Annotated in this window: 20 protein-coding genes; 10 read left to right on the top strand and 10 right to left on the bottom strand. The window is 42.6% G+C overall.

The window, feature by feature from the left end; all coding sequences use genetic code 11:
• The first annotated feature begins 14 nt into the window (after positions 1-14).
• The gene (locus F6J90_RS42040; protein WP_293108473.1) at positions 15-188 is read left to right on the top strand and encodes a hypothetical protein; all 174 of its coding nucleotides are present in this window, start codon (positions 15-17) and stop codon (positions 186-188) included.
• 429 nt (positions 189-617) lie between these two features.
• Here F6J90_RS42040 and F6J90_RS42035 read toward each other — a convergent pair whose 3' ends face one another.
• Positions 618-1,376, bottom strand: a complete 759-nt coding sequence (locus F6J90_RS42035) for a helix-turn-helix domain-containing protein (protein WP_293108470.1) — start codon at positions 1,374-1,376, stop codon at positions 618-620.
• 39 nt (positions 1,377-1,415) lie between these two features.
• Entirely contained in the window at positions 1,416-1,643 is a 228-nt protein-coding gene (locus tag F6J90_RS42030) for a hypothetical protein (protein WP_293108467.1), read from the bottom strand.
• A 341-nt stretch (positions 1,644-1,984) separates the two neighbouring features.
• Here F6J90_RS42030 and F6J90_RS42025 point away from each other — a divergent pair, with 341 nt between their 5' ends.
• The 5 genes from F6J90_RS42025 (at position 1,985) to F6J90_RS42005 (ending at position 4,346) form a co-directional block, all read left to right on the top strand.
• Positions 1,985-2,152 (top strand): hypothetical protein, encoded by a 168-nt coding sequence (locus tag F6J90_RS42025; RefSeq protein ID WP_293108465.1) that lies wholly within the window; start codon positions 1,985-1,987, stop codon positions 2,150-2,152.
• A 79-nt stretch (positions 2,153-2,231) separates the two neighbouring features.
• The gene (locus tag F6J90_RS42020) at positions 2,232-3,245 is read left to right on the top strand and encodes a hypothetical protein (RefSeq protein ID WP_293108462.1); all 1,014 of its coding nucleotides are present in this window, start codon (positions 2,232-2,234) and stop codon (positions 3,243-3,245) included.
• A 22-nt stretch (positions 3,246-3,267) separates the two neighbouring features.
• The gene (locus F6J90_RS42015; RefSeq protein ID WP_293108460.1) at positions 3,268-3,396 is read left to right on the top strand and encodes a hypothetical protein; all 129 of its coding nucleotides are present in this window, start codon (positions 3,268-3,270) and stop codon (positions 3,394-3,396) included.
• A gap of 258 nt (positions 3,397-3,654) precedes the next feature.
• On the top strand, positions 3,655-4,110 hold the full coding sequence (locus F6J90_RS42010; protein ID WP_293108667.1) for a DUF3531 family protein: 456 nt from the start codon (positions 3,655-3,657) through the stop codon (positions 4,108-4,110).
• 80 nt (positions 4,111-4,190) lie between these two features.
• A complete protein-coding gene (locus F6J90_RS42005; protein ID WP_293108457.1) occupies positions 4,191-4,346 on the top strand; it encodes a hypothetical protein in 156 nt (51 codons plus the stop codon).
• Between the two features lie 486 nt (positions 4,347-4,832).
• Here F6J90_RS42005 and F6J90_RS42000 read toward each other — a convergent pair whose 3' ends face one another.
• Both F6J90_RS42000 and feoB read right to left on the bottom strand, forming a co-directional pair.
• The gene (locus tag F6J90_RS42000; RefSeq protein ID WP_293017509.1) at positions 4,833-5,171 is read right to left on the bottom strand and encodes a P-II family nitrogen regulator; all 339 of its coding nucleotides are present in this window, start codon (positions 5,169-5,171) and stop codon (positions 4,833-4,835) included.
• A 372-nt stretch (positions 5,172-5,543) separates the two neighbouring features.
• Positions 5,544-7,397 carry a ferrous iron transport protein B gene (gene feoB, locus F6J90_RS41995; protein ID WP_293108454.1) on the bottom strand — a complete coding sequence of 618 codons (1,854 nt, stop codon included), beginning with the start codon at positions 7,395-7,397 and terminating at the stop codon, positions 5,544-5,546.
• 309 nt (positions 7,398-7,706) lie between these two features.
• On the opposite strand from feoB, the gene F6J90_RS41990 reads away from it, so the two are divergent.
• Entirely contained in the window at positions 7,707-7,874 is a 168-nt protein-coding gene (locus tag F6J90_RS41990; protein WP_293108452.1) for a hypothetical protein, read from the top strand.
• On the opposite strand, the gene F6J90_RS41985 is transcribed toward F6J90_RS41990, so the two are convergent.
• Together F6J90_RS41985 and F6J90_RS41980 are read right to left on the bottom strand one after the other, a co-directional pair.
• A complete protein-coding gene (locus tag F6J90_RS41985; RefSeq protein ID WP_293108449.1) occupies positions 7,844-9,328 on the bottom strand; it encodes an AAA-like domain-containing protein in 1,485 nt (494 codons plus the stop codon). The genes F6J90_RS41990 and F6J90_RS41985 overlap by 31 nt on opposite strands.
• Before the next feature lie 583 nt (positions 9,329-9,911).
• Complete coding sequence (locus F6J90_RS41980; protein ID WP_293108446.1) at positions 9,912-10,646, bottom strand: PEP-CTERM sorting domain-containing protein; 735 nt, start codon at positions 10,644-10,646, stop codon at positions 9,912-9,914.
• Between the two features lie 614 nt (positions 10,647-11,260).
• Between F6J90_RS41980 and F6J90_RS41975 the strand changes: the two genes are divergently transcribed.
• A complete protein-coding gene (locus F6J90_RS41975) occupies positions 11,261-11,500 on the top strand; it encodes a hypothetical protein (RefSeq protein WP_293108443.1) in 240 nt (79 codons plus the stop codon).
• Between the two features lie 109 nt (positions 11,501-11,609).
• Here the strand turns inward: F6J90_RS41975 and F6J90_RS41970 are convergent, their stop codons facing one another.
• Entirely contained in the window at positions 11,610-13,679 is a 2,070-nt protein-coding gene (locus tag F6J90_RS41970) for an elongation factor G (protein WP_293108440.1), read from the bottom strand.
• A 430-nt stretch (positions 13,680-14,109) separates the two neighbouring features.
• Here F6J90_RS41970 and F6J90_RS41965 point away from each other — a divergent pair, with 430 nt between their 5' ends.
• A complete protein-coding gene (locus F6J90_RS41965; protein ID WP_366514010.1) occupies positions 14,110-15,060 on the top strand; it encodes a tetratricopeptide repeat protein in 951 nt (316 codons plus the stop codon).
• 24 nt (positions 15,061-15,084) lie between these two features.
• Here F6J90_RS41965 and F6J90_RS41960 read toward each other — a convergent pair whose 3' ends face one another.
• Together F6J90_RS41960 and F6J90_RS41955 are read right to left on the bottom strand one after the other, a co-directional pair.
• Entirely contained in the window at positions 15,085-15,207 is a 123-nt protein-coding gene (locus F6J90_RS41960) for a hypothetical protein (protein WP_293108437.1), read from the bottom strand.
• An 813-nt stretch (positions 15,208-16,020) separates the two neighbouring features.
• Positions 16,021-16,200 (bottom strand): hypothetical protein, encoded by a 180-nt coding sequence (locus F6J90_RS41955; protein ID WP_293108434.1) that lies wholly within the window; start codon positions 16,198-16,200, stop codon positions 16,021-16,023.
• 160 nt (positions 16,201-16,360) lie between these two features.
• Here F6J90_RS41955 and F6J90_RS41950 point away from each other — a divergent pair, with 160 nt between their 5' ends.
• Complete coding sequence (locus F6J90_RS41950) at positions 16,361-16,867, top strand: hypothetical protein (RefSeq protein WP_293108432.1); 507 nt, start codon at positions 16,361-16,363, stop codon at positions 16,865-16,867.
• Positions 16,868-16,922: 55 nt separating this feature from the next.
• Here the strand turns inward: F6J90_RS41950 and tnpA are convergent, their stop codons facing one another.
• A complete protein-coding gene (gene tnpA / locus F6J90_RS41945; RefSeq protein WP_293108429.1) occupies positions 16,923-17,321 on the bottom strand; it encodes an IS200/IS605 family transposase in 399 nt (132 codons plus the stop codon).
• Positions 17,322-17,373: the final 52 nt, after the last annotated feature.

Raw genomic sequence — 17,373 nt, 5'->3', positions numbered from 1 at the left:
TAGTAGCACATAGAATGCTAGCTTGGTCTCGGCACTGTGTAGACGACAGTAGGTTCCATAGTGGTAATGTCTTCTACCGCCTGTGGGAGACGCCACGTATACAACGAGAATGTGATCTCGTCTTCAGTGACATCAATGATGCTAAAGTTATTGTTTTCCAAGGGTTTGTTCGCGTAGCGTGGCCATAGGCCAGGGTTTCATCCCTATCCACCAACTCCGATGGAGATGATCCAACGTCTCGAACCGACGAAGGTAAAGGATAGTTTCCCGTCTGCATGGTAGTTTCAACTTTAGTATTACAAGTTTTCTGCACCGGGAGCATGTCACTGATGCAGAGCATTTGTACATTAGCTATACCCCCCTCATCGGTTTTAGCTTGCTGTGATAGTGCATAGTTCATAGTTGTGCAACTTTAACTGTGCAAGGTTGACTGTGTAACTTTGAGTTGCTGTCTTATTTAAGGTTAAACATAAACGGTTTCCCTGAATAATCAAAAATTCCAACTTTACTAACCATAAGAATAAAATAGTGTTTCACGAGATAATAATTAGTTTTATCTATGATTCGTTTTGTTAAGCGTCGTTATCGATCGTCTCAAAACCAGGTAAAATATTTCTTTAATCTTCTTGTCTAAGGTCTGCTGTCCTTTGCAACGTTTTTGAAGGCAATTCCCCAAACATGACTTTGTAATCTCTAGCAAAATGCCCTGCATTCCAGAAGCCAAATTGGTTAGCCAGGGCTTCTATGCTGCAACTGTCTGGATCACGTGCCTTCAGGCACCTGCGCACCGCATTCAGCCGTCGCACCTTGAGATAGCGCATGGGACTCATACCAAATAACTCCTGAAACCCATAGGACAACGCTGAACTGCTAGAGCCCAATCGTTTGGCTAGCTCCTTGAGGGTCAGGGGTTTTTCCAAGTGGGCCACCATTTCAAGCTCGGCTTGGGCAATCAACTTTCTCCGCCGAGACGGTTTGAGGGTAGGGGTGGAACTGCCTTGAATGGGAATTGCTTGAATCACCAACGGAACGAGATCATTTGCAACCAGCTGTTGAACATGGGGCTGGTTGAACCAGTCAGGTTTATGTTGCGCCAACCAAAATAGTTCCCGGACATAGTCCTTGATCTCCCCCATCCGATCGGGCAATATACTGACATGATTCTTGGCGAGGAAGCGATCGTCCAAATCATAGCGCTGCAAGTGATTAGCACAAGCTTCAAAGATTCCCACCGGGATGAATATGTCTACCATCATTCCCACTTGAGGAGTCACGAAGCCCGTTCCTCGTTGCCGATCAAAACCATACAAATCAGTTTGGGGACACAGGGGCTGACCGTGGCCATAAAAATTGCCTTCTTTGGCCGCCCAAACCAACGAAAAAGTTAAATATCCCTGCTGTTTCAGACCTATTGCTTAAACCGATTGATTGGCGGTAATACGTGTGAAATATAAATCACCAATCTGGGTAGCAAAAAACTCACTTTGGAACGAACCACAAGAAAGCTGCATTATTTCCATTTGGCTATAGGTCAAGAACTCAGTCAACTGTTCCACATCCGTAAAACGACAGGAAGTAATCTTGGAACTTACTGCCGTAGATTGGTTCAAATCTTGACCAGAATTTGCTGCTTTCAAACTCATGACTGGTTCAGATAAAATACATTAGAATTCGTGGCAGTTGTCAGTAAGGAGGTAGTTCGCCCTTGGTATTTTAGGGAGTAGGGAGTAGGGAGTAATAAAATTGAATCTACCTCATAAGTATGATCAATTATATCAAGCCTTTGCTAATATATAATTTGTAAGCTATCAGCTATCAGCTCTCAGCTCTCAGCTCTCAGCTATCAGCTTTTAAATAAAACAAGTAAGCATTCGTTTAATCTTTGTTACGTCAGCTGAATGCTGAATGCTGTTCGCGTAGCGTGAGCTTTTAGCTCACGGCTGACGGCTGACGGCTGAATGCTTACATAATTTTAAATTATCTCATGAAACAAAATGCTGATTTATCATACAGTGGTTTTCATATTAATGAAGTACACACACTGATTTTTTGCCTGTTCCCTGTTCCCTGTTCCCTGTTCCCTGTTCCCTGTTCCCTGTTCCCTGTTCCCTATTCCCTTTCACCATCAATTCAAGTTTCACATCTCAACTGAAAAGGCGATAGCTGACTGCTGATAGCTGACTGCTGACCTGCCCATCACAATTAGTACTCTACCTTAAAATTACTTAATTATGAAACCCCAAACTGAGCAAATTGTTACTACCCTTCAAGAATTAACTAAAGATGAATTATACAGCCTAGTTGGTGACGCACCTTATATAATTATCCCTTGGGAAGTAGAAGATAAAGGTCCCTTTTCAGTGGAACGCTTTCTAGTGGATAACACCGGTCTTATGCCCTTTGCTCCTGAAGAGTTTCTCAGTCAGATTCGCGCAACCCAATCTCAAGCTGTGAGCGACCATTACCAAAATCTGATCGCACTGCTGCAAGCTAATTTGTCAGAGTTAACCATCTATGGCTATCGCCTTCCTACACTACCAGAAGAATTGGAAGAGGTATTTCCCCTTCAACAAAGTGTCTTTGGCTCCTTAGGAATTCCCATGCTAATTGGTTCATCAACAGCAGGAGAGTGGATTGGATTAGGTCTCAAACAAAGCTGGAGGTGCAACTCATCACCACAATTCCTGATTCCGGATCTAGAATCTGTCCAAGAAAATACCGCTGCACTGGTTGAGCAAATCCAATCTATCACCAATCAAATTACTCATCAAGCCCAAGCAGAGGAAGAATTAACTTTGGGAGGTTTCGAGGTAGTGATCACCAATAGTCGCAACGAAGTCATCCAAAAACTATTGGATACTACGGGATTTTTAGAGATTAGCGAAATCAATGAATTTATTAGAGTTCGAGATGATTACGGCACCGAGATAGAAGAGTATCAGGAAATAATAGCACAGCTAGAACAAGAACTAGTAAAGTTAGAGGAAGAAGGAGACTTATCAACGGAACAATACCAAGAGGTTCAAGAAGAATTGTCAGAAGAAAGAGCAGGATTAGAGGAAATCCAAACAGAATGCAAGTTCGAGTTAGACTTGAGAAACTTGTTTGCCACTCAACTGCTTAATTCCAAAACTTACCATCTTAACTTCAATCTGTCTGGAGAATGGTGTACAGTTCACTATGCCTTAGGGGAAACTCACGATCAGGATTGGGTAGTAGTAGCAACAAGTAGTTATACTCTTTGAGGGAATCACAGGAGATGGGGAGATGGGGAGTGTGGGGAGTGTGGGGAGTGTGGGGAGATGGGGAGATGGGGAGTCAGATCAGCAACTGGCTTTCCAAGACCGCGCGCCATCCCTGCTCCCTGCTCCCTGCTCCCTCTCTCACTCTTGGTGATTTTTCATAACTATATTTTTCACAACTAGTTGAAAATTGTGATAAGATAGTTTTTGGATAAAATTCAGGATTAATCAAAAGTTTACTCTAGTATAGTCGGGATTGATGGCGATAACAGAAACTAAGTTTTAGTTAAAATAATTGCTTTTAAACTATTTACTATTCCCTATTTCCTGTTCCCTGTTCCCTGTTCCCTGTTCCCTATTCCCTATTCCCTATTCCCTGTTCCCTATTCCCTATTCCCTGTTCCCTAACGATATGCAAATTATATTTCGTGAGTTTAACCCATTTGATTTGTGGATTTGGATAGAATTTAGCACTGTTCCCTCCTATCGGGAAAAGGAATATGTGGAAGAATTGTTCAATTCCTGGTTTTTATTAGGTAAATTAGGAGGATTTGATGCAGAAAACCTGCCGGTGCAAGAGGTTGGCCTAGAAATCAGCTACATGGAATATGATGATAGAGTAGCGGAAAACAGTTTAATGGCGTTGATGCATAATCAGGGAGAGTTTGAGTATGAAGGCACTTGGGGGCGCTGCTGGTTTGATTTAGGAACTAGTGATGCGATCGCTCTTGATATTTTAATTAATTCTCTCCGCCAACTTGCCAAAGAATATGTGGAGATTGAAAAATTAATTATTGGTGGTGAAAACGACGATTGGCCAGTGCATGATAGGAGCAAATCACTGTTTTACGAATCTAATTCCAACTAATTGCTACTAATCACTTACCAAATCGTGGCTGGATTGTAAGCATTCAGCGGTCAGCGGTCAGCGGTCAGCTTAGAATAAAATTGAAAGTCTGGGGAAAAGCCTATCAGCTTTGTGGCACAGGCTTTGGCCACGCTACGCGAATGGCCACGCTGTGCGAACGACGCTGGGACGTAACTCAGCATTATTCGAATGCTTACCTCCTTTATGCAAAAGCTGTTCCCAAAGCGTGCGCGTAGCGCATAGGCTGATAGCTGATAGCTGTTCGCGTAGCGTGCGCGTAGCGCATTAGCTGATAGCTGAATGCTTACCAAAAATTTTGGGTCTAAAGCCCCGTCCTTATAGGACGGCTTTTTTTGAAACTTTGTATTGATAGTTTGAACTAAGTGTGCTACTATAGAAATATAAACAATAGACTAAAAACTAAAAAGATACTATCTAACAATAAGTAGGCAACGTAAAAAATATGTCACAGATACATATTGCGTAATTTGGTCTAACGACTTAAACGTCTATGAAAATTTAGATAAAAAAAGTATCTATCTATATAAAAAAAAGGTACGGTGGGGCACACCGAAACCTAGATCTGTTCTGCAAAAACGCTTAGGTCGAATTGTCCTCTACTTTTTTTGGTTCCGACCTGATCAAGCAAGACAGCTCGTTGAAGTAAGAATCCCCGCTCTTCTAGGGCGGGGAGTGTCAAATTACCCATTACCACTTAGACATTAAACAGCCTCTAGATTCCTTTCCCCAGTCCTAATCCGGACAACTTGCTCAATGGGACTGATAAAAATTTTCCCGTCGCCGATTTTACCGGTGTGAGCAGCAGCGAGAATTTTTTCTACTGCCATGTCAACTAAGCCATTTTCAACAACGACTTCTAGCTTTACCTTAGGCAGAAAGTCTACCCTGTACTTTGTACCGCGATACTGTTCAGTTTGACCTTTCTGCCGTCCAAATCCCCGAACTTCAGACACGGTCATGCCAACGATACCAGCATTGACTAAAGCGATTTTGACGTCTTCGAGCTTATAGGCTCGGATAATTGCCTCGATTTTTTGCATTTTCCCAGCCCCTTACTGGGGCTACCACTCCAATTGACTAACACCAGCATGACACATATATCACGAAAAATAAATTTTTCTGTAATAAATAATACATTTGTGATTGGTCATTGGTTCATTGCGATGTTCTTGACTGTCTTGCTCACGGAGGATAAGGGGGAATCCCCATTTACTCGTTTAACTTTTGTAATTTAATTTTTCACGTTTAACTTTTATATTAATTATCAAACTAATGAGGTAGACAGGATTTTTTCCCACTCCCCAATCCCTACTCCCTACTCCCTACTCCCTACTCCCTACTCCCTACTCCCTACTCCCTACTCCCTAAAACCCAGAAATTTGTACCTCACCCAATTGATAACTGCTATATCTTCAATGAAATCCCAGTGCTAAAGCTCCCTGGTAAAATATCAAGCTAGCTACCCAAGCCAAGCCTAAGGAAAACACTAAAGAAAATAGGGTGAATTTCCAGGATTTTGCCTCATTAAATAGGGTAACAATGGTAGTTAAACAGGGAGTGTAGATTAAGCAAAAGATACAAAAACTATATCCTTGGATAAATGTTACTGTATCAGTTATCTGCTGACTAACAGCCAGGGAGTTAAGTCCATAAATTACGGCTAAAGAGCCAATCACAATTTCTTTAGCAATGAAACCAAAAATTAAGGCTAAGGTTAAATGGGGATTAATACCAATGGGATTCATGATCGGACTTAAAAATTGTCCAATTTGCCCGCCAATGGTATCCAATCCTGTGGCTCCTGGAGGTAAATTCGTGATGAACCAAACCGCAACACAGCCAAAGGTAATAAACCCAGATGCTCGTTGCAAAAATTCTTTGACTTCTCCCCAGCCTCTCAGTAAGACTTGTTTGAGGGTAGGAATTCGGTAAGGGGGTAATTCTATAATAAAGGGTTCCTCGTTTTTAAAGACTCCTTGGAAAAGAGCAGCAGTGACAATGGCGGCTACAAAACTAAGTAGATACAGGGAAAATAATACTAAAGCCCCGTTACCATGGGGAAAAACAGCGGCAATGATAAAGACAAATACCTGGAGTCTGGCAGCACACAAAGCAAAAGGAATCACTAGCATAGTTAGCAGTCGCAAGGCTTGCGATCGCATAACTCTAGTTCCCATTAATGCTGGAACATTACAGCCAAATCCCATCATTTGCATCACAAAACTGCGACCATCTAACCCCAACCGTTCCATAAAGATATCCATTAAATAGGCAGAACGGGATAGGTAGCCACTATCTTCTAGAATTGCCATTAAGATAAAGAACAGCACAATTAATGGTACAAAGGAAGCAACGGTAGCTAAACCATTCCAAATCCCATTAATCAAAAAGTCTTGAACCACTGTGGGTAAGGGTTGGATGACAGGCTCAATCATGGCACCTTGAATCCAGCCAGTCATATCATCCATCAGGTCTTGAGAGGGTAGTCCCACAGTCCAAACCACCCAAAATACCAGGAACATTCCTAAGAAGAACAAAGGTAATCCCAATATCGGATGCAGCAGTAACTTATCAATCCTGGCGGTTAAATTTACAGCCATCTCAGAGGGCATTTCTACCGCACCATTGAGGACTGAATCTATCTCTTTAGTGGAGATAGAGCTATGCTCAGATATACGAGTTTTTAGATTATCTATTAGATTATCTCTATTAATCGATTGTTCTTGTAAGTTTAAGGTTTTAGAAATTTCTAGGTATGCCCTCATATAGCCGTCTCCATACTTGGCACTAATGAGAAACACGGGCATATCCAAATTATGGGATAATGTTTTTGTGTTGATTTTAACTCCATATTGCTTAGCTTCATCAGCCATATTCAGCATCAACACTGCCGGTAAACCTAGGGATTTTACCTGCAATGCTAAGCGAATTTGACTATCAATTTGGGAAGCATTGAGAACAAGAATAAATAGATCAACAGCAAAATTTTCTAAAAAGGTTTGAACAATTTTCTCATCATCAGAAAATCCCTTGAGGTCATAAATTCCTGGTAAATCTACGAATTCCGTAGGTTCGCCATTGAGTTGGACATTAGCTTGTAGTAGATCTACAGTAATTCCCGGCCAATTCCCAACGTGAGCAGTGGTACCTGTGATACGGTTAAAGAAGGTTGATTTGCCCGTGTTGGGCATCCCTAGCAAGGCAACTCGCTTAACCCCTTTGGATTCTTCAATGACGGCGGTGCTGGTATTGTGGCAAGAGGTCATAATGTTACTGGCAGATATTTGTGTGAACTCTGCACGCTATTGGGGAGCGTTTATCAGTAAAGATTATATAGCATTTGTATTTGAATTGTGAACATACTCCCGCTTTGGAAAGGCAAGAGGCAAGAGGCAAGAGGCAAGAGTTAATAAAGTAGGGATGCAGTGGCCTCACGGGGGTTTACCCCATGAGCGACTGCATCAAGACATAGAAGGATTTTGGGTAATGAAAAAAACGGTAATTATTTTTTATATTAGAAATGCTATATAGCAATATTTTTACTATAGCAATAAGCGCTGGGGTATTTACAAATAATGGTGAGGGATAAATTGCTACAAGCTTTGTCAAACTTGGCTTTTCTATTGCCTATTGCCTATTGCCCGCCCCCCTTAGTAAGGGGGGTTAGGGGGGATTCCTCTTGCCTATGGCTAGCTTGCCTATTGCCTCTTGCCTATTCCCAGCCCGTAGCGCTATGGCTATGAAAGCGATTGCTAAAGTATCGCTGATACAAATTGCAGCTAACCATGACTTGATTGTCTGACCAATTCACCAGTCCCATACTGTACAGCTTAAATGCCTGTACCTGTTCCAAGGCTACTGGAACTTTTGCCCTAAGCACTGTTTCAAAGGCTACGGCTAAATCAGGATGTTGTTGTAGAGTCCACCAGTGTCGCTGTAGGTGTTCGCTGTAAATTCCCTGATCTGAAGTAGCCTTTTGCACTAGTTCTTCTAGGGTCAAATCCTGTCGCGCCAGATAATATAAAGCTAGACGCAGCAAATAGGGATGACCAGCTACTAACCACATCAGCTGGGCTAAATCTCCGATGGAGAGATCGAGTTGATGACGCTGGGCTAAATCCTGAACCTGCTCCCAACTAAATGAAGACAACTGAATCGGCAATCCTACGGTAAAAGGAGATTGATGGATAGTTAGGGGTAGATAAACCTCTGTGGAGTTAACCAGCACTAGCCGAAGTTTTTGCCAGATCTTGCTATCTTTGGCTTCTTCATACCAAGAGCGTAGCAGGGGTAGAAAGTCTTGAGCAATTTTGGGATACTTGAAAATCTCATTAACTTCATCTAATGCCAAAACAATAGGACTGTCTATTTGTTCTAGCAGATAGTCTTGGAAATAGGTGGTGCAGCTGACTTTACTACCCAGCTCCTCATGCCAATAATCATCTAGCATGGGTTTTAGGTTCAGCTTGCGGGTGACATTGTAGGCTAACCAGCGCAAAAATTTATCTAGGTTAGTGAGAATTTCAACATCCACTCGTTGAAGGTTCAAACGCACAGTTTGATAACCCTGAGTTTCTGCATGAGCCAGAATCCTCACCATCAGGGATGTTTTCCCCATCTGTCTGGGTGCTTTAATATGAATAAAGGCTCCTGGTTTAACAATCTCTTCGTAACACCTGAATTCATAGGGGACTCGCTCGACATAAAATCGGGAAGCTAAAGGAACTCTTCCCTCTGGTAACTCCAACTGCTGGGATTGAGGATTGAGGATTTGGGATTGGGGATGGTTCGGAAAAGAAACATTTGAGATCTGTTGCTTAGCTGTAGATTGCACCTTCCCTTTTTCGTAAGGCTCTAGTCCCTGTTTCAATACCCCAATCAGCTCCTGAGTATGACTCGATTCTTGATTGACCTGTCGTCTTTCGAGTACACTACGAAAGTTGGTTTTACTAACTTTTTCCCCTAGTGCCTCTGAGAACAGTTTCCATAATTTAGGGGCAACGGTCTGCTTGATATAACTTGCTGAATAGCCTAACTCTTGAGCGATCTGGTCATAGGTTTTGCGTTGCCCTTGCCAGGATTTTTGCAAAACTGCTCTTTGGATATCACTGAGAGATTGCCCTGTGTTGGAAAACACTAATTGTTCAGCAAATCCTAATCCTTCCTGAATATCGATCAGGTATTGTAAGTTAACCACGGCGATCTACTTTGCACCCTACATGATTCTTGGCTGCTAACCTGAGTGTGATATAACCATAGAAAACTGCTAGACTACCGGGTCAGTAATCAAAATTATGGGTAGAAGCAAACCAAAAGATGATAGCCCTTTTGCTGAAATCCTAATTGCTTCGTTCTTTGGCTTCGCCTACTTCGTTATTCAAAATGATTAATGTCTCGATGGGGTAGGAGCTAGTCAAGAGTTCGGTGTGTTATATCAAATTCCGTTAGCCTACATTTTTAGTAAGGCTTACCAAAGTTTGCGATCGCGTTTGCAGAAGGTATGGCTTAGGTATAGATTGTGTACAATATATAGCCGTTCTCAATACCCAATTGAGAACGGCGTTGCTTAATAATGGAATGATTTTAAGACTAAGGTGGAATAGACATCTTGCCGTGGAATGGGCATCAGGCGTGGAACTGGCATCTTGCCAGTTTCAATATATTTTCGGGCGGGCAGGATGCCCACTCTACTCCTATTCATTCAAATACTGACGCAACGCCTTGAGAACTGCTATAGTTTAGTAATTTGTTAAGATTGCTAATTTATTGAGAAGGCGAGCTTAGGCTTGCTGTTTTTTGTTGCGCTTGAGGGTTGCACCAGCACCGAATGCACCCACTGTCAGCAGACCTAGCACTGAAACGGGTTCAGGGACAGATGTAGTTTCTAAGTTTAATGTAAATTGTCCAACCATGTCCCATTGACGATTTGGACCTATACTCCGCTCACTAACACGGTCTTTCTGTTGAACATCTGCTGCTTGATAGATATAGTCAGTGAGTGTCACGGTTGTTAAACCATCAATAAAGGAAAGAGTTCCTGAGTTTGGTACAATATTGCCATCGAGTCTCCGAGTTAAACCACTACTATTGGCTGAAAAGCCTGGATCAGAGTCAGCGGAGCGGGCTAATTCTCCAAAGACTGAAATCCCTGGATTGGTGGTCTCTCCATTGAAAAACAAATTCAAACCGTAATGACTACGATCAGCAAAAGAGCTTCTTCCATCACCATAAATTGTAAATGTATGGATACCTTCTGTTAGTTCAAAGTCGATTTTGCGAGTACTTGGGTCATTAATGAATTCACCGTCTTCACCATCGCTGGTAACGAACAAGTCCCAAAAGCTCTGAGCACCGGTATCCCAAACAAGTCCACCTGTGCTACTTCCTGATCCATTAGTCGAAAATTCAATCAGTCCAGTTAAGCTTGTTGCTTGTGCGCTGCTAGTAGTTCCTAAGGTGACTAAGGTTAGGCTGGTGGTAGCGACTGTTAATTTAGTGAGTAATTTTTTATTCATTCTATTTTTATCAGTGTTTTGATCAGGCTAAGGGGAGAGAGAGGCTAGTGTAAACAGGGCTTGTTTTGCGACATTTAACTGAATTACTTATTTTCAGTATGTCAATCCATATCAAAAAATAAAATATCTAAAAGTTCGTATAACTTCTTAAGTTGCTTAAATTGGGTAAAGCTCGATTAATTACGAAGATTTTCAATCCTAACTGGGCGATTTTATTAACAAGATTAAAGTTTGCGATCGCGTTAGCTAAACGTATGATTTATGTGTAGGTTGTGTATAATATTCCTTGAAGCCAAGCTAAACTAAATGGCAGGCTCCAATTGCCCTGAGATGAAGCATGATAGCATGATAGCTTGAATACCAAAATGAAGCGTTCGCGTAGCGTGGCCTACTTGAGGTGCATCTTGAGGTGAATCAAACGAACCCCAAGGTGGGAAAATTTAGGTAAGTATCCGAAAATCCCATTCTCGATCGTGTAGTCTCTAGGAGAATAATCTGGGATCACGTTCTGCTAATTGGCAGTGTTGGATGGTCAGCACCCCCCTGTTGCCTAGACGGGGCGACCTGACTCAACTGCTATGTTTTCCATAACCCTGATGCTAGGTTAGGTAATTATGGCGGAAAAACTTGAGGTAATAATTATGCTTATCCCCTTATCGATGACTTTAATGATCGCCTCAGTAGCCATATACCTTTGCGTTAAGACTACTGAGGAAATCGTCAAAGTTGCTGCAGCTATAACAGCCTTACTCTGTCTGTTTGTCAGCCTATTTTTTGTTCCTTGGCCAATCAAACTATTGATTTTGATAGTTCCCTTTATTATGGAAAAACTCCAGCGGGTAGCCTCTCGCTAGGGATTAGGGATGATAGGTTTAGGCATTAAGTAATAGAACCATTAACGATTAACTATTAACCCAACACCTAATACCTAACTCCTAACACCTAACCCCTAACACCATTAACTTAGCTCCGACCATTACCATTACCATTGCCAGTGGTTGCCAGCACCCGATCAGCTAGCTTACCTGGCACTTCCTGGAGATGGTCATAGGTCCAATTAAAGAAACCGATCCCTAGAGTAAGCGATCGCAATTCCATGATCAAGTTCTGCATTTCTGCCTGGGGGATATAGCCAGAAACACAATCCCATCCTGTCCAATCAGAACAGGTCTGATAGCCGAGGATTTGACCCCGATGACCGGTGATCAATTGCAGCACCTTAGAGGTGAATTCCTGAGGTGCATAGATTCCAACAGACATAATTGGCTCAAGTAACATTGGCTCACAATTGGGCATACCACCGGTCATAGCTAGCCGTGCTGCTTGTTTAAATGCCTGTTCCGAACTATCTACCGAGTGGTAAGAGCCATTGGTGAGAGTAACAGCCACATCTACCACTGGGAAGCCTAACGGTCCGTGGGACAAGTACTCCTTTACTCCGATCTCCACACCAGGGATATATTGCTTTGGCACGACCCCACCGACAATGGTTTCCGAGAAGTTAAACCCTTCACCCCGAGACAAGGGTTGGATATCAAGGTAGACATCACCATATTGCCCATGACCACCACTTTGGTGCTTGTAGCGCCCGTGAGAGATAGTGGATTTGCGGATAGTTTCTTTGTAAGGCACTCGGGGTAAGTGAGTGGTCATCGGTAAGTTGTATTTGCGGCTCATCCGGTCTAGAGCAACCTGAAGATGAATATCTCCCTGTCCCCATAGGATGATTTCGTGAGTGTCTCCATGTTGTTCCCACACCAGAGATGGGTCTTCTTCCAGCAGCTTGGTTAAGGCACCACTCAGCTTAACCTCATCTTTGCGCTTCTGAGGGGTAATGGCTAACGCATAGACTGGTTTGGTTCCCTCAGCTATTGGTAATTTAATCTCTCGATTACCCGTATCAGTGGTCAGGGTGTCACCAGTTTTAATGCCCTCTAAGCGTCCCAGGGCAACGATATCACCAGCAGATACTTGGGAAACTGACTGAGTGTGGTGACCAAACATACGGTATAAGCCTCCGGCACGGACACCATTAAATACCATGCCATCGGTTAGTTTACCTTGCCACACTCGCACTAGGGAGAGTTTTCCACCTTGAGGAGTGTAATAGGTTTTGAGTACCTGTGCCACCGTGCTTGATTCATCACCAGCAATGTCCCGACGCTCGGCAGTGGTTTCTGGGGTTGGTGCTTCTCGCAGTAGGGCATCGATCAAGGGGCGAACACCATAATCTTGCTGAGCAACACCCATAAATACAGGTACAATCAAGTCGGCCCCCAATTCCATCTTCAGGTCTTGGACAATTTCTTCTTGGGGTGGCTCAATTTCTTCTAGTAGTTCTTCGAGGAGGTGGTCGTCAAAATCTGCTAAGGTTTCTAGTAATTCTGTGCGTGCTTGCTGTTCTGCCTCTTTCAATGACTCTGGCAGTGGAATCGGATCAGCTGGGGCATCAGGATGGTAAAGATAGGCTTGTTCGGTGACTAAATCAATAAATCCGGTGAGGTGTTCTCCCTTACCAATGGGGTATTGGTGCAGTACTAAGGGGCGAGTGGAAACTGAATTGAGGGCATCAAAGACGGACCGTAAGGAGTTACCATTAGCATCATCGGTCAACTCAAACCGATCCATTTTGTTAATAAAGACTAAGTGGGGGATTTCCCAGTCGTCGAGAAATTTGAATAAGGGTGCTAGGGTGAGGACGCGATCGCTTACTGGTTCACAAACCACGACAGCCGCATCCACACCAACTAAGGCGTTGTAGGTTTCTTGAGCAAATTCAATGGAACCGGGACAGTCTATAAAATTGAAGCAGATATCTTGATACTCGGTGCTGGCGGCAGTTACCTCCACACTCATTTGGCGTTGCCTGGCCTCGGTGGCATTATCACCGACGGTGTTGCCTTCCTTTACTGTGCCTTTGCGAGAAATCCTACCAGTAACGGACAACAAACTTTCGAGTAGAGTGGTTTTCCCACTGAGATACGGACCAACAATTGCCACATTACGGGTGGCTTTACACGCTTTGCCGTTCATAATTTACCCCCAAATTATTTCAATTGGACTTATGCATTGAAGCGGAGCTTGAAGGGGATGATCTGGTAGCGAGGTGAGTTGGTTAAAACTTGCCATACGTCAACGCTTCTCTTACCTGCTCATCCTACCTACTTATCTCCGTTTATGCATAAGTTTTGTTGAGATGGGATCAACGTTATCTGGTTGTGAGATTAACTTATTTTGGTTTGATCTAGATCGAACTTGCAATGTCTTGTAATGTAAACTCCTAAAACTGTTAAGTAAGATAACTCTAGGTCACTAATTTTGAAAAAATATGAATACACGTAACAACTATAAAAAAAAATGTTTCAAAAATCTTAAGCAAAATTTATTCCCACTCAACTTAATGTTTTTTAACAGAAAAGTCACTACTAGAAGCTATTTCTTCCTAGGAGTCAGTTGGCTGTTGGTGCTGACACAGCCACTAGTTTCCCATGCCCTAGGGGTTAACCCAGATAATCTAAATGATTCACCAGGGAGACTGAGTAGACATCATCCCCTTACTCGCCCTTACGGTTACAGTGGTAGACTAATCGCCCAGTCTCAGTATCTCCCAGCACTCAAACCAACTCAACCCGCAGCCCTTGAGCAACTTAATCAAGGACTGGCATTAATTCAACAGAGTAAGGTACTTGAAGCAATCGTGGCGTTTGAAAAGGCAGCCCAACTGAATCCTAAGCTAGCACCAGCACACTACAACTTGGGCCTAGCATTGCGGCAGGTTGGAAAATTGCAGGCGTCAGCCGATGCCTTTTATCGGGCGACCCAGACCGATCCAGAATTTGCTCTAGCCTTTGCTAATTTAGGGGCTGCCCTGTTGGAAGGAAAGAATTTGTCTCAGGCACGGGAATATCTAGAAAGAGCTCTGGAACTTGACCCTAAACTCGGTGTTGCTCACTATAACATGGGTCTAGTTATGTCCCAGTTGCGAACACCGGCACAAGCGATCGCATCATTTAAACAAGCAATGCAATTTAGCCGTAATGCTCCCGAACCGGCATATCATTTGGGACTGATTTATAGGCAACAGGGCAAGCTGGAGCAGGCAAAAAAGGCGTTTGAGCAAGCGATCAAAATCAATCCCAAATACCCCGAAGCCCACTACAATATCGGGGGAATTTTATTTAGTCAGAGAAATTTGGATGGTGCTCTGGCAGCATTCCAGCAAGCAGCGGTAGCTAACTCGAATTACGCTAATGCCTATTATGCTGCTGGTGTAGTATTTCTGCGCCAAAACCGATTTAGTGATGCTCTGCAAGTCTTGCAGTATGCTAGAGACCTTTACAATAGCCAAGGTAATCCCCAGTGGGGACGTAGGGCTGAGCAATTGATGGAGCAAGCCCGTAATTCTGGTTTTTAGTGCGGTTTGTACCATCAGAACTTATTAACTTTGACGACTCCCCACAGATAAATCGGGAGCGTTGCACCTGTAGGGGGATGATTTATGGAGATGGGGAAGATGGGGAAGAATCCACCCATCCTCCTGTTGATGTTTATCACGTTTCAATTAGGATTTCTAGATCAGTTGTTTTTTGCTTTTTTTAATGGCAGGATTTACCGAATATTTTTAATTATTAAAAATATCTTTAACAAAAAAAGAAATAAGTATTTATTTATAGTAAAATAACCAAACATATTTCATTTTTTTTTTACTCAAAAAATATTCTAATTTTACTAATTTAAATTAAACGACTATGATATAGTGATAATTTTTATTTTTTTTAAAAAAATCCATAAATATGTCACATTTTAAGTTAAGCTATAGGACTACACAAATTAAAAAGCTTAAAATCAATTGTCCTTTATATGGAAAAATTTAGGTATTGCCCAGGCTAATACTAGTCTAGCTTGAATTTTTCGCAGATTATTAAAAGTGTACTAACGTTGGGAGACCTTGAATTTATGGGATAAGACTGGGTGGCGACGGTTAGCCTAATCTAGACATTATCAAACCCCGATTCCTACTCCCCACTGCGCTCTCCTTCAATTACGGTTAAGACTACAGCATACTATAACTCATAAAATTTAGCCACACTCAATACAAAAAACCCCTGATGGGCGGTTGGGTGCCCCAGGGGGATGCAGCAAAAGGTTAAAACTACCATATACAACAGTAATCGGAAATGACAGTAAACCGTATCCGCAAAATCTCGGAAATCTCTGAGCCACTCGCAATAGTGGCCTACGAATAATTACGTACTTGCCTTATCCATGGTTACTATAGGGCTCTTGTCTACTAATATTCACAGCCATCTGACAAACCAGTAACTTGGGTCGAACTAGGGAACTGGCTCCTATTCCACACCTAGTTCAGGGAATGTCAACGGAATTGAGTTGCCTTGAGCACAAATCCGACTCGAAGGGCGTGTTCCATGTGCTGAACCCTTTGGAGTTTTCCAGCTTTTTGATCCTGCCGATACAACTTGTCTATGCCAAGAATGAACACAGTGAGTATGATTAATGTAGTGGCCAAATTGCGAGCAAATAGTAAATCGAACATGACTATATCCTGAATTTGTCAATCCCTGGGGGTTCTGAGCCCCATTGCCCATGATTAAAAATTGTGAAGTGCCGATGTTTAATTTAGGGTTGACGCTCAGGTGTACTGTTTTGGTTGTTGTGTAAGAATTGAGGCCAATCGCTAAAACTGGTGAAATCTCGTGAAATCTCGGAAATCTCGTGACTTACTAGTAGCTTCCTTGGTGGCTGGTGCTGTCTTGGGCTGTACCCACCAAGTTATACCGACCACACCAGCGTCAGAGGCTAAACCAGTGATTAGCAGATCTGTTACTGATCTAATTCATATTGAACCCTTACCGATTGCGACCAAGTATAGGAATCAGTGGACTCCTGAATTAGAATCAGAATTCTGGGTGCGAGCCAACCAGGCAATTCAGTATTACGGTGGTAAAGGCTATGGCAACAACTACGGGGAAAATGAGAAGCGGTCTTATCCCTATGCCATGTTTGATTTTATTGTTGGCAATCAGGAGAAAGCCCTAGAGTTTCTGCAATCAGAAGATGCCCAAGCTCAAGATAACCAACATACTGAGGGTATTGACTACTATTACGCTTTCACCCTCAAGGGACAAATCCGAAAATATTTCTTCTTTGGGCAATTTCTCGACCCGACCTACAAACAGCGAATGTTTGACCGAAAATCCTGAGGGCGCAAGCCCCTAGATTCCATCTATGGGGTTAGCCCGAACAGGAATTTATTCCCTAAACTTCTTTTTGATTTTGAACATACCTTTTGATCGTCTCAAGTGGAGCACCTCCAACTGTAGATAAAAAGTAGGAATTAGTCCACAAAGTAGGTAGTCGGCTTTTTAGGTGAGGAAATTGTTCTCTAAGGTACCTACTGGTTGCCCCTTTAAATCGTTTAACTACTTTGTGAATCCCAAATTGTGGATCGCATTCACAAAGCAGGTGAACATGGTCAGGCATCACCTCTAGTTCTATAATTTCGACTTGGATCTCTTCTGCTATTTGGTAGAGGAGATCTTTTAGTTTAGTCTCTACCTCTTCCACGAGTACTGGCCTACGGTACTTGGGACACCATACAATGTGGTATTTGCACGAATAAACGATGTTTTTATTGTATTTAAACTTATTTTTCATTTTGTCCTGGACATTATGTATCTTGCTTGTATATACTATAAGGGTACGTAAA

Origin of the sequence: Moorena sp. SIOASIH (assembly GCF_010671925.1) — a bacterium.
GTDB lineage: Bacteria > Cyanobacteriota > Cyanobacteriia > Cyanobacteriales > Coleofasciculaceae > Moorena.
The sequence above is the reverse complement of the archived record's forward strand: the minus strand, read 5'-3'. Positions and strand labels throughout refer to the sequence as shown.

Bases quoted from the DNA above. Each gene is read 5' to 3' on its own strand.
- F6J90_RS42040 (WP_293108473.1), top strand. From the start codon at position 15: ATGCTAGCTTGGTCTCGGCACTGTGTAGACGACAGTAGGTTCCATAGT.
- F6J90_RS42030 (WP_293108467.1), bottom strand. From the start codon at position 1,643: ATGAGTTTGAAAGCAGCAAATTCTGGTCAAGATTTGAACCAATCTACG.
- F6J90_RS42025 (WP_293108465.1), top strand. From the start codon at position 1,985: ATGAAACAAAATGCTGATTTATCATACAGTGGTTTTCATATTAATGAA.
- F6J90_RS42020 (WP_293108462.1), top strand. From the start codon at position 2,232: ATGAAACCCCAAACTGAGCAAATTGTTACTACCCTTCAAGAATTAACT.
- F6J90_RS42015 (WP_293108460.1), top strand. From the start codon at position 3,268: ATGGGGAGTGTGGGGAGTGTGGGGAGTGTGGGGAGATGGGGAGATGGG.
- F6J90_RS42010 (WP_293108667.1), top strand. From the start codon at position 3,655: ATGCAAATTATATTTCGTGAGTTTAACCCATTTGATTTGTGGATTTGG.
- F6J90_RS42000 (WP_293017509.1), bottom strand. From the start codon at position 5,171: ATGCAAAAAATCGAGGCAATTATCCGAGCCTATAAGCTCGAAGACGTC.
- feoB (WP_293108454.1), bottom strand. From the start codon at position 7,397: ATGACCTCTTGCCACAATACCAGCACCGCCGTCATTGAAGAATCCAAA.
- F6J90_RS41990 (WP_293108452.1), top strand. From the start codon at position 7,707: ATGGTGAGGGATAAATTGCTACAAGCTTTGTCAAACTTGGCTTTTCTA.
- F6J90_RS41980 (WP_293108446.1), bottom strand. From the start codon at position 10,646: ATGAATAAAAAATTACTCACTAAATTAACAGTCGCTACCACCAGCCTA.
- F6J90_RS41975 (WP_293108443.1), top strand. From the start codon at position 11,261: ATGGCGGAAAAACTTGAGGTAATAATTATGCTTATCCCCTTATCGATG.
- F6J90_RS41970 (WP_293108440.1), bottom strand. From the start codon at position 13,679: ATGAACGGCAAAGCGTGTAAAGCCACCCGTAATGTGGCAATTGTTGGT.
- F6J90_RS41955 (WP_293108434.1), bottom strand. From the start codon at position 16,200: ATGTTCGATTTACTATTTGCTCGCAATTTGGCCACTACATTAATCATA.
- tnpA (WP_293108429.1), bottom strand. From the start codon at position 17,321: ATGAAAAATAAGTTTAAATACAATAAAAACATCGTTTATTCGTGCAAA.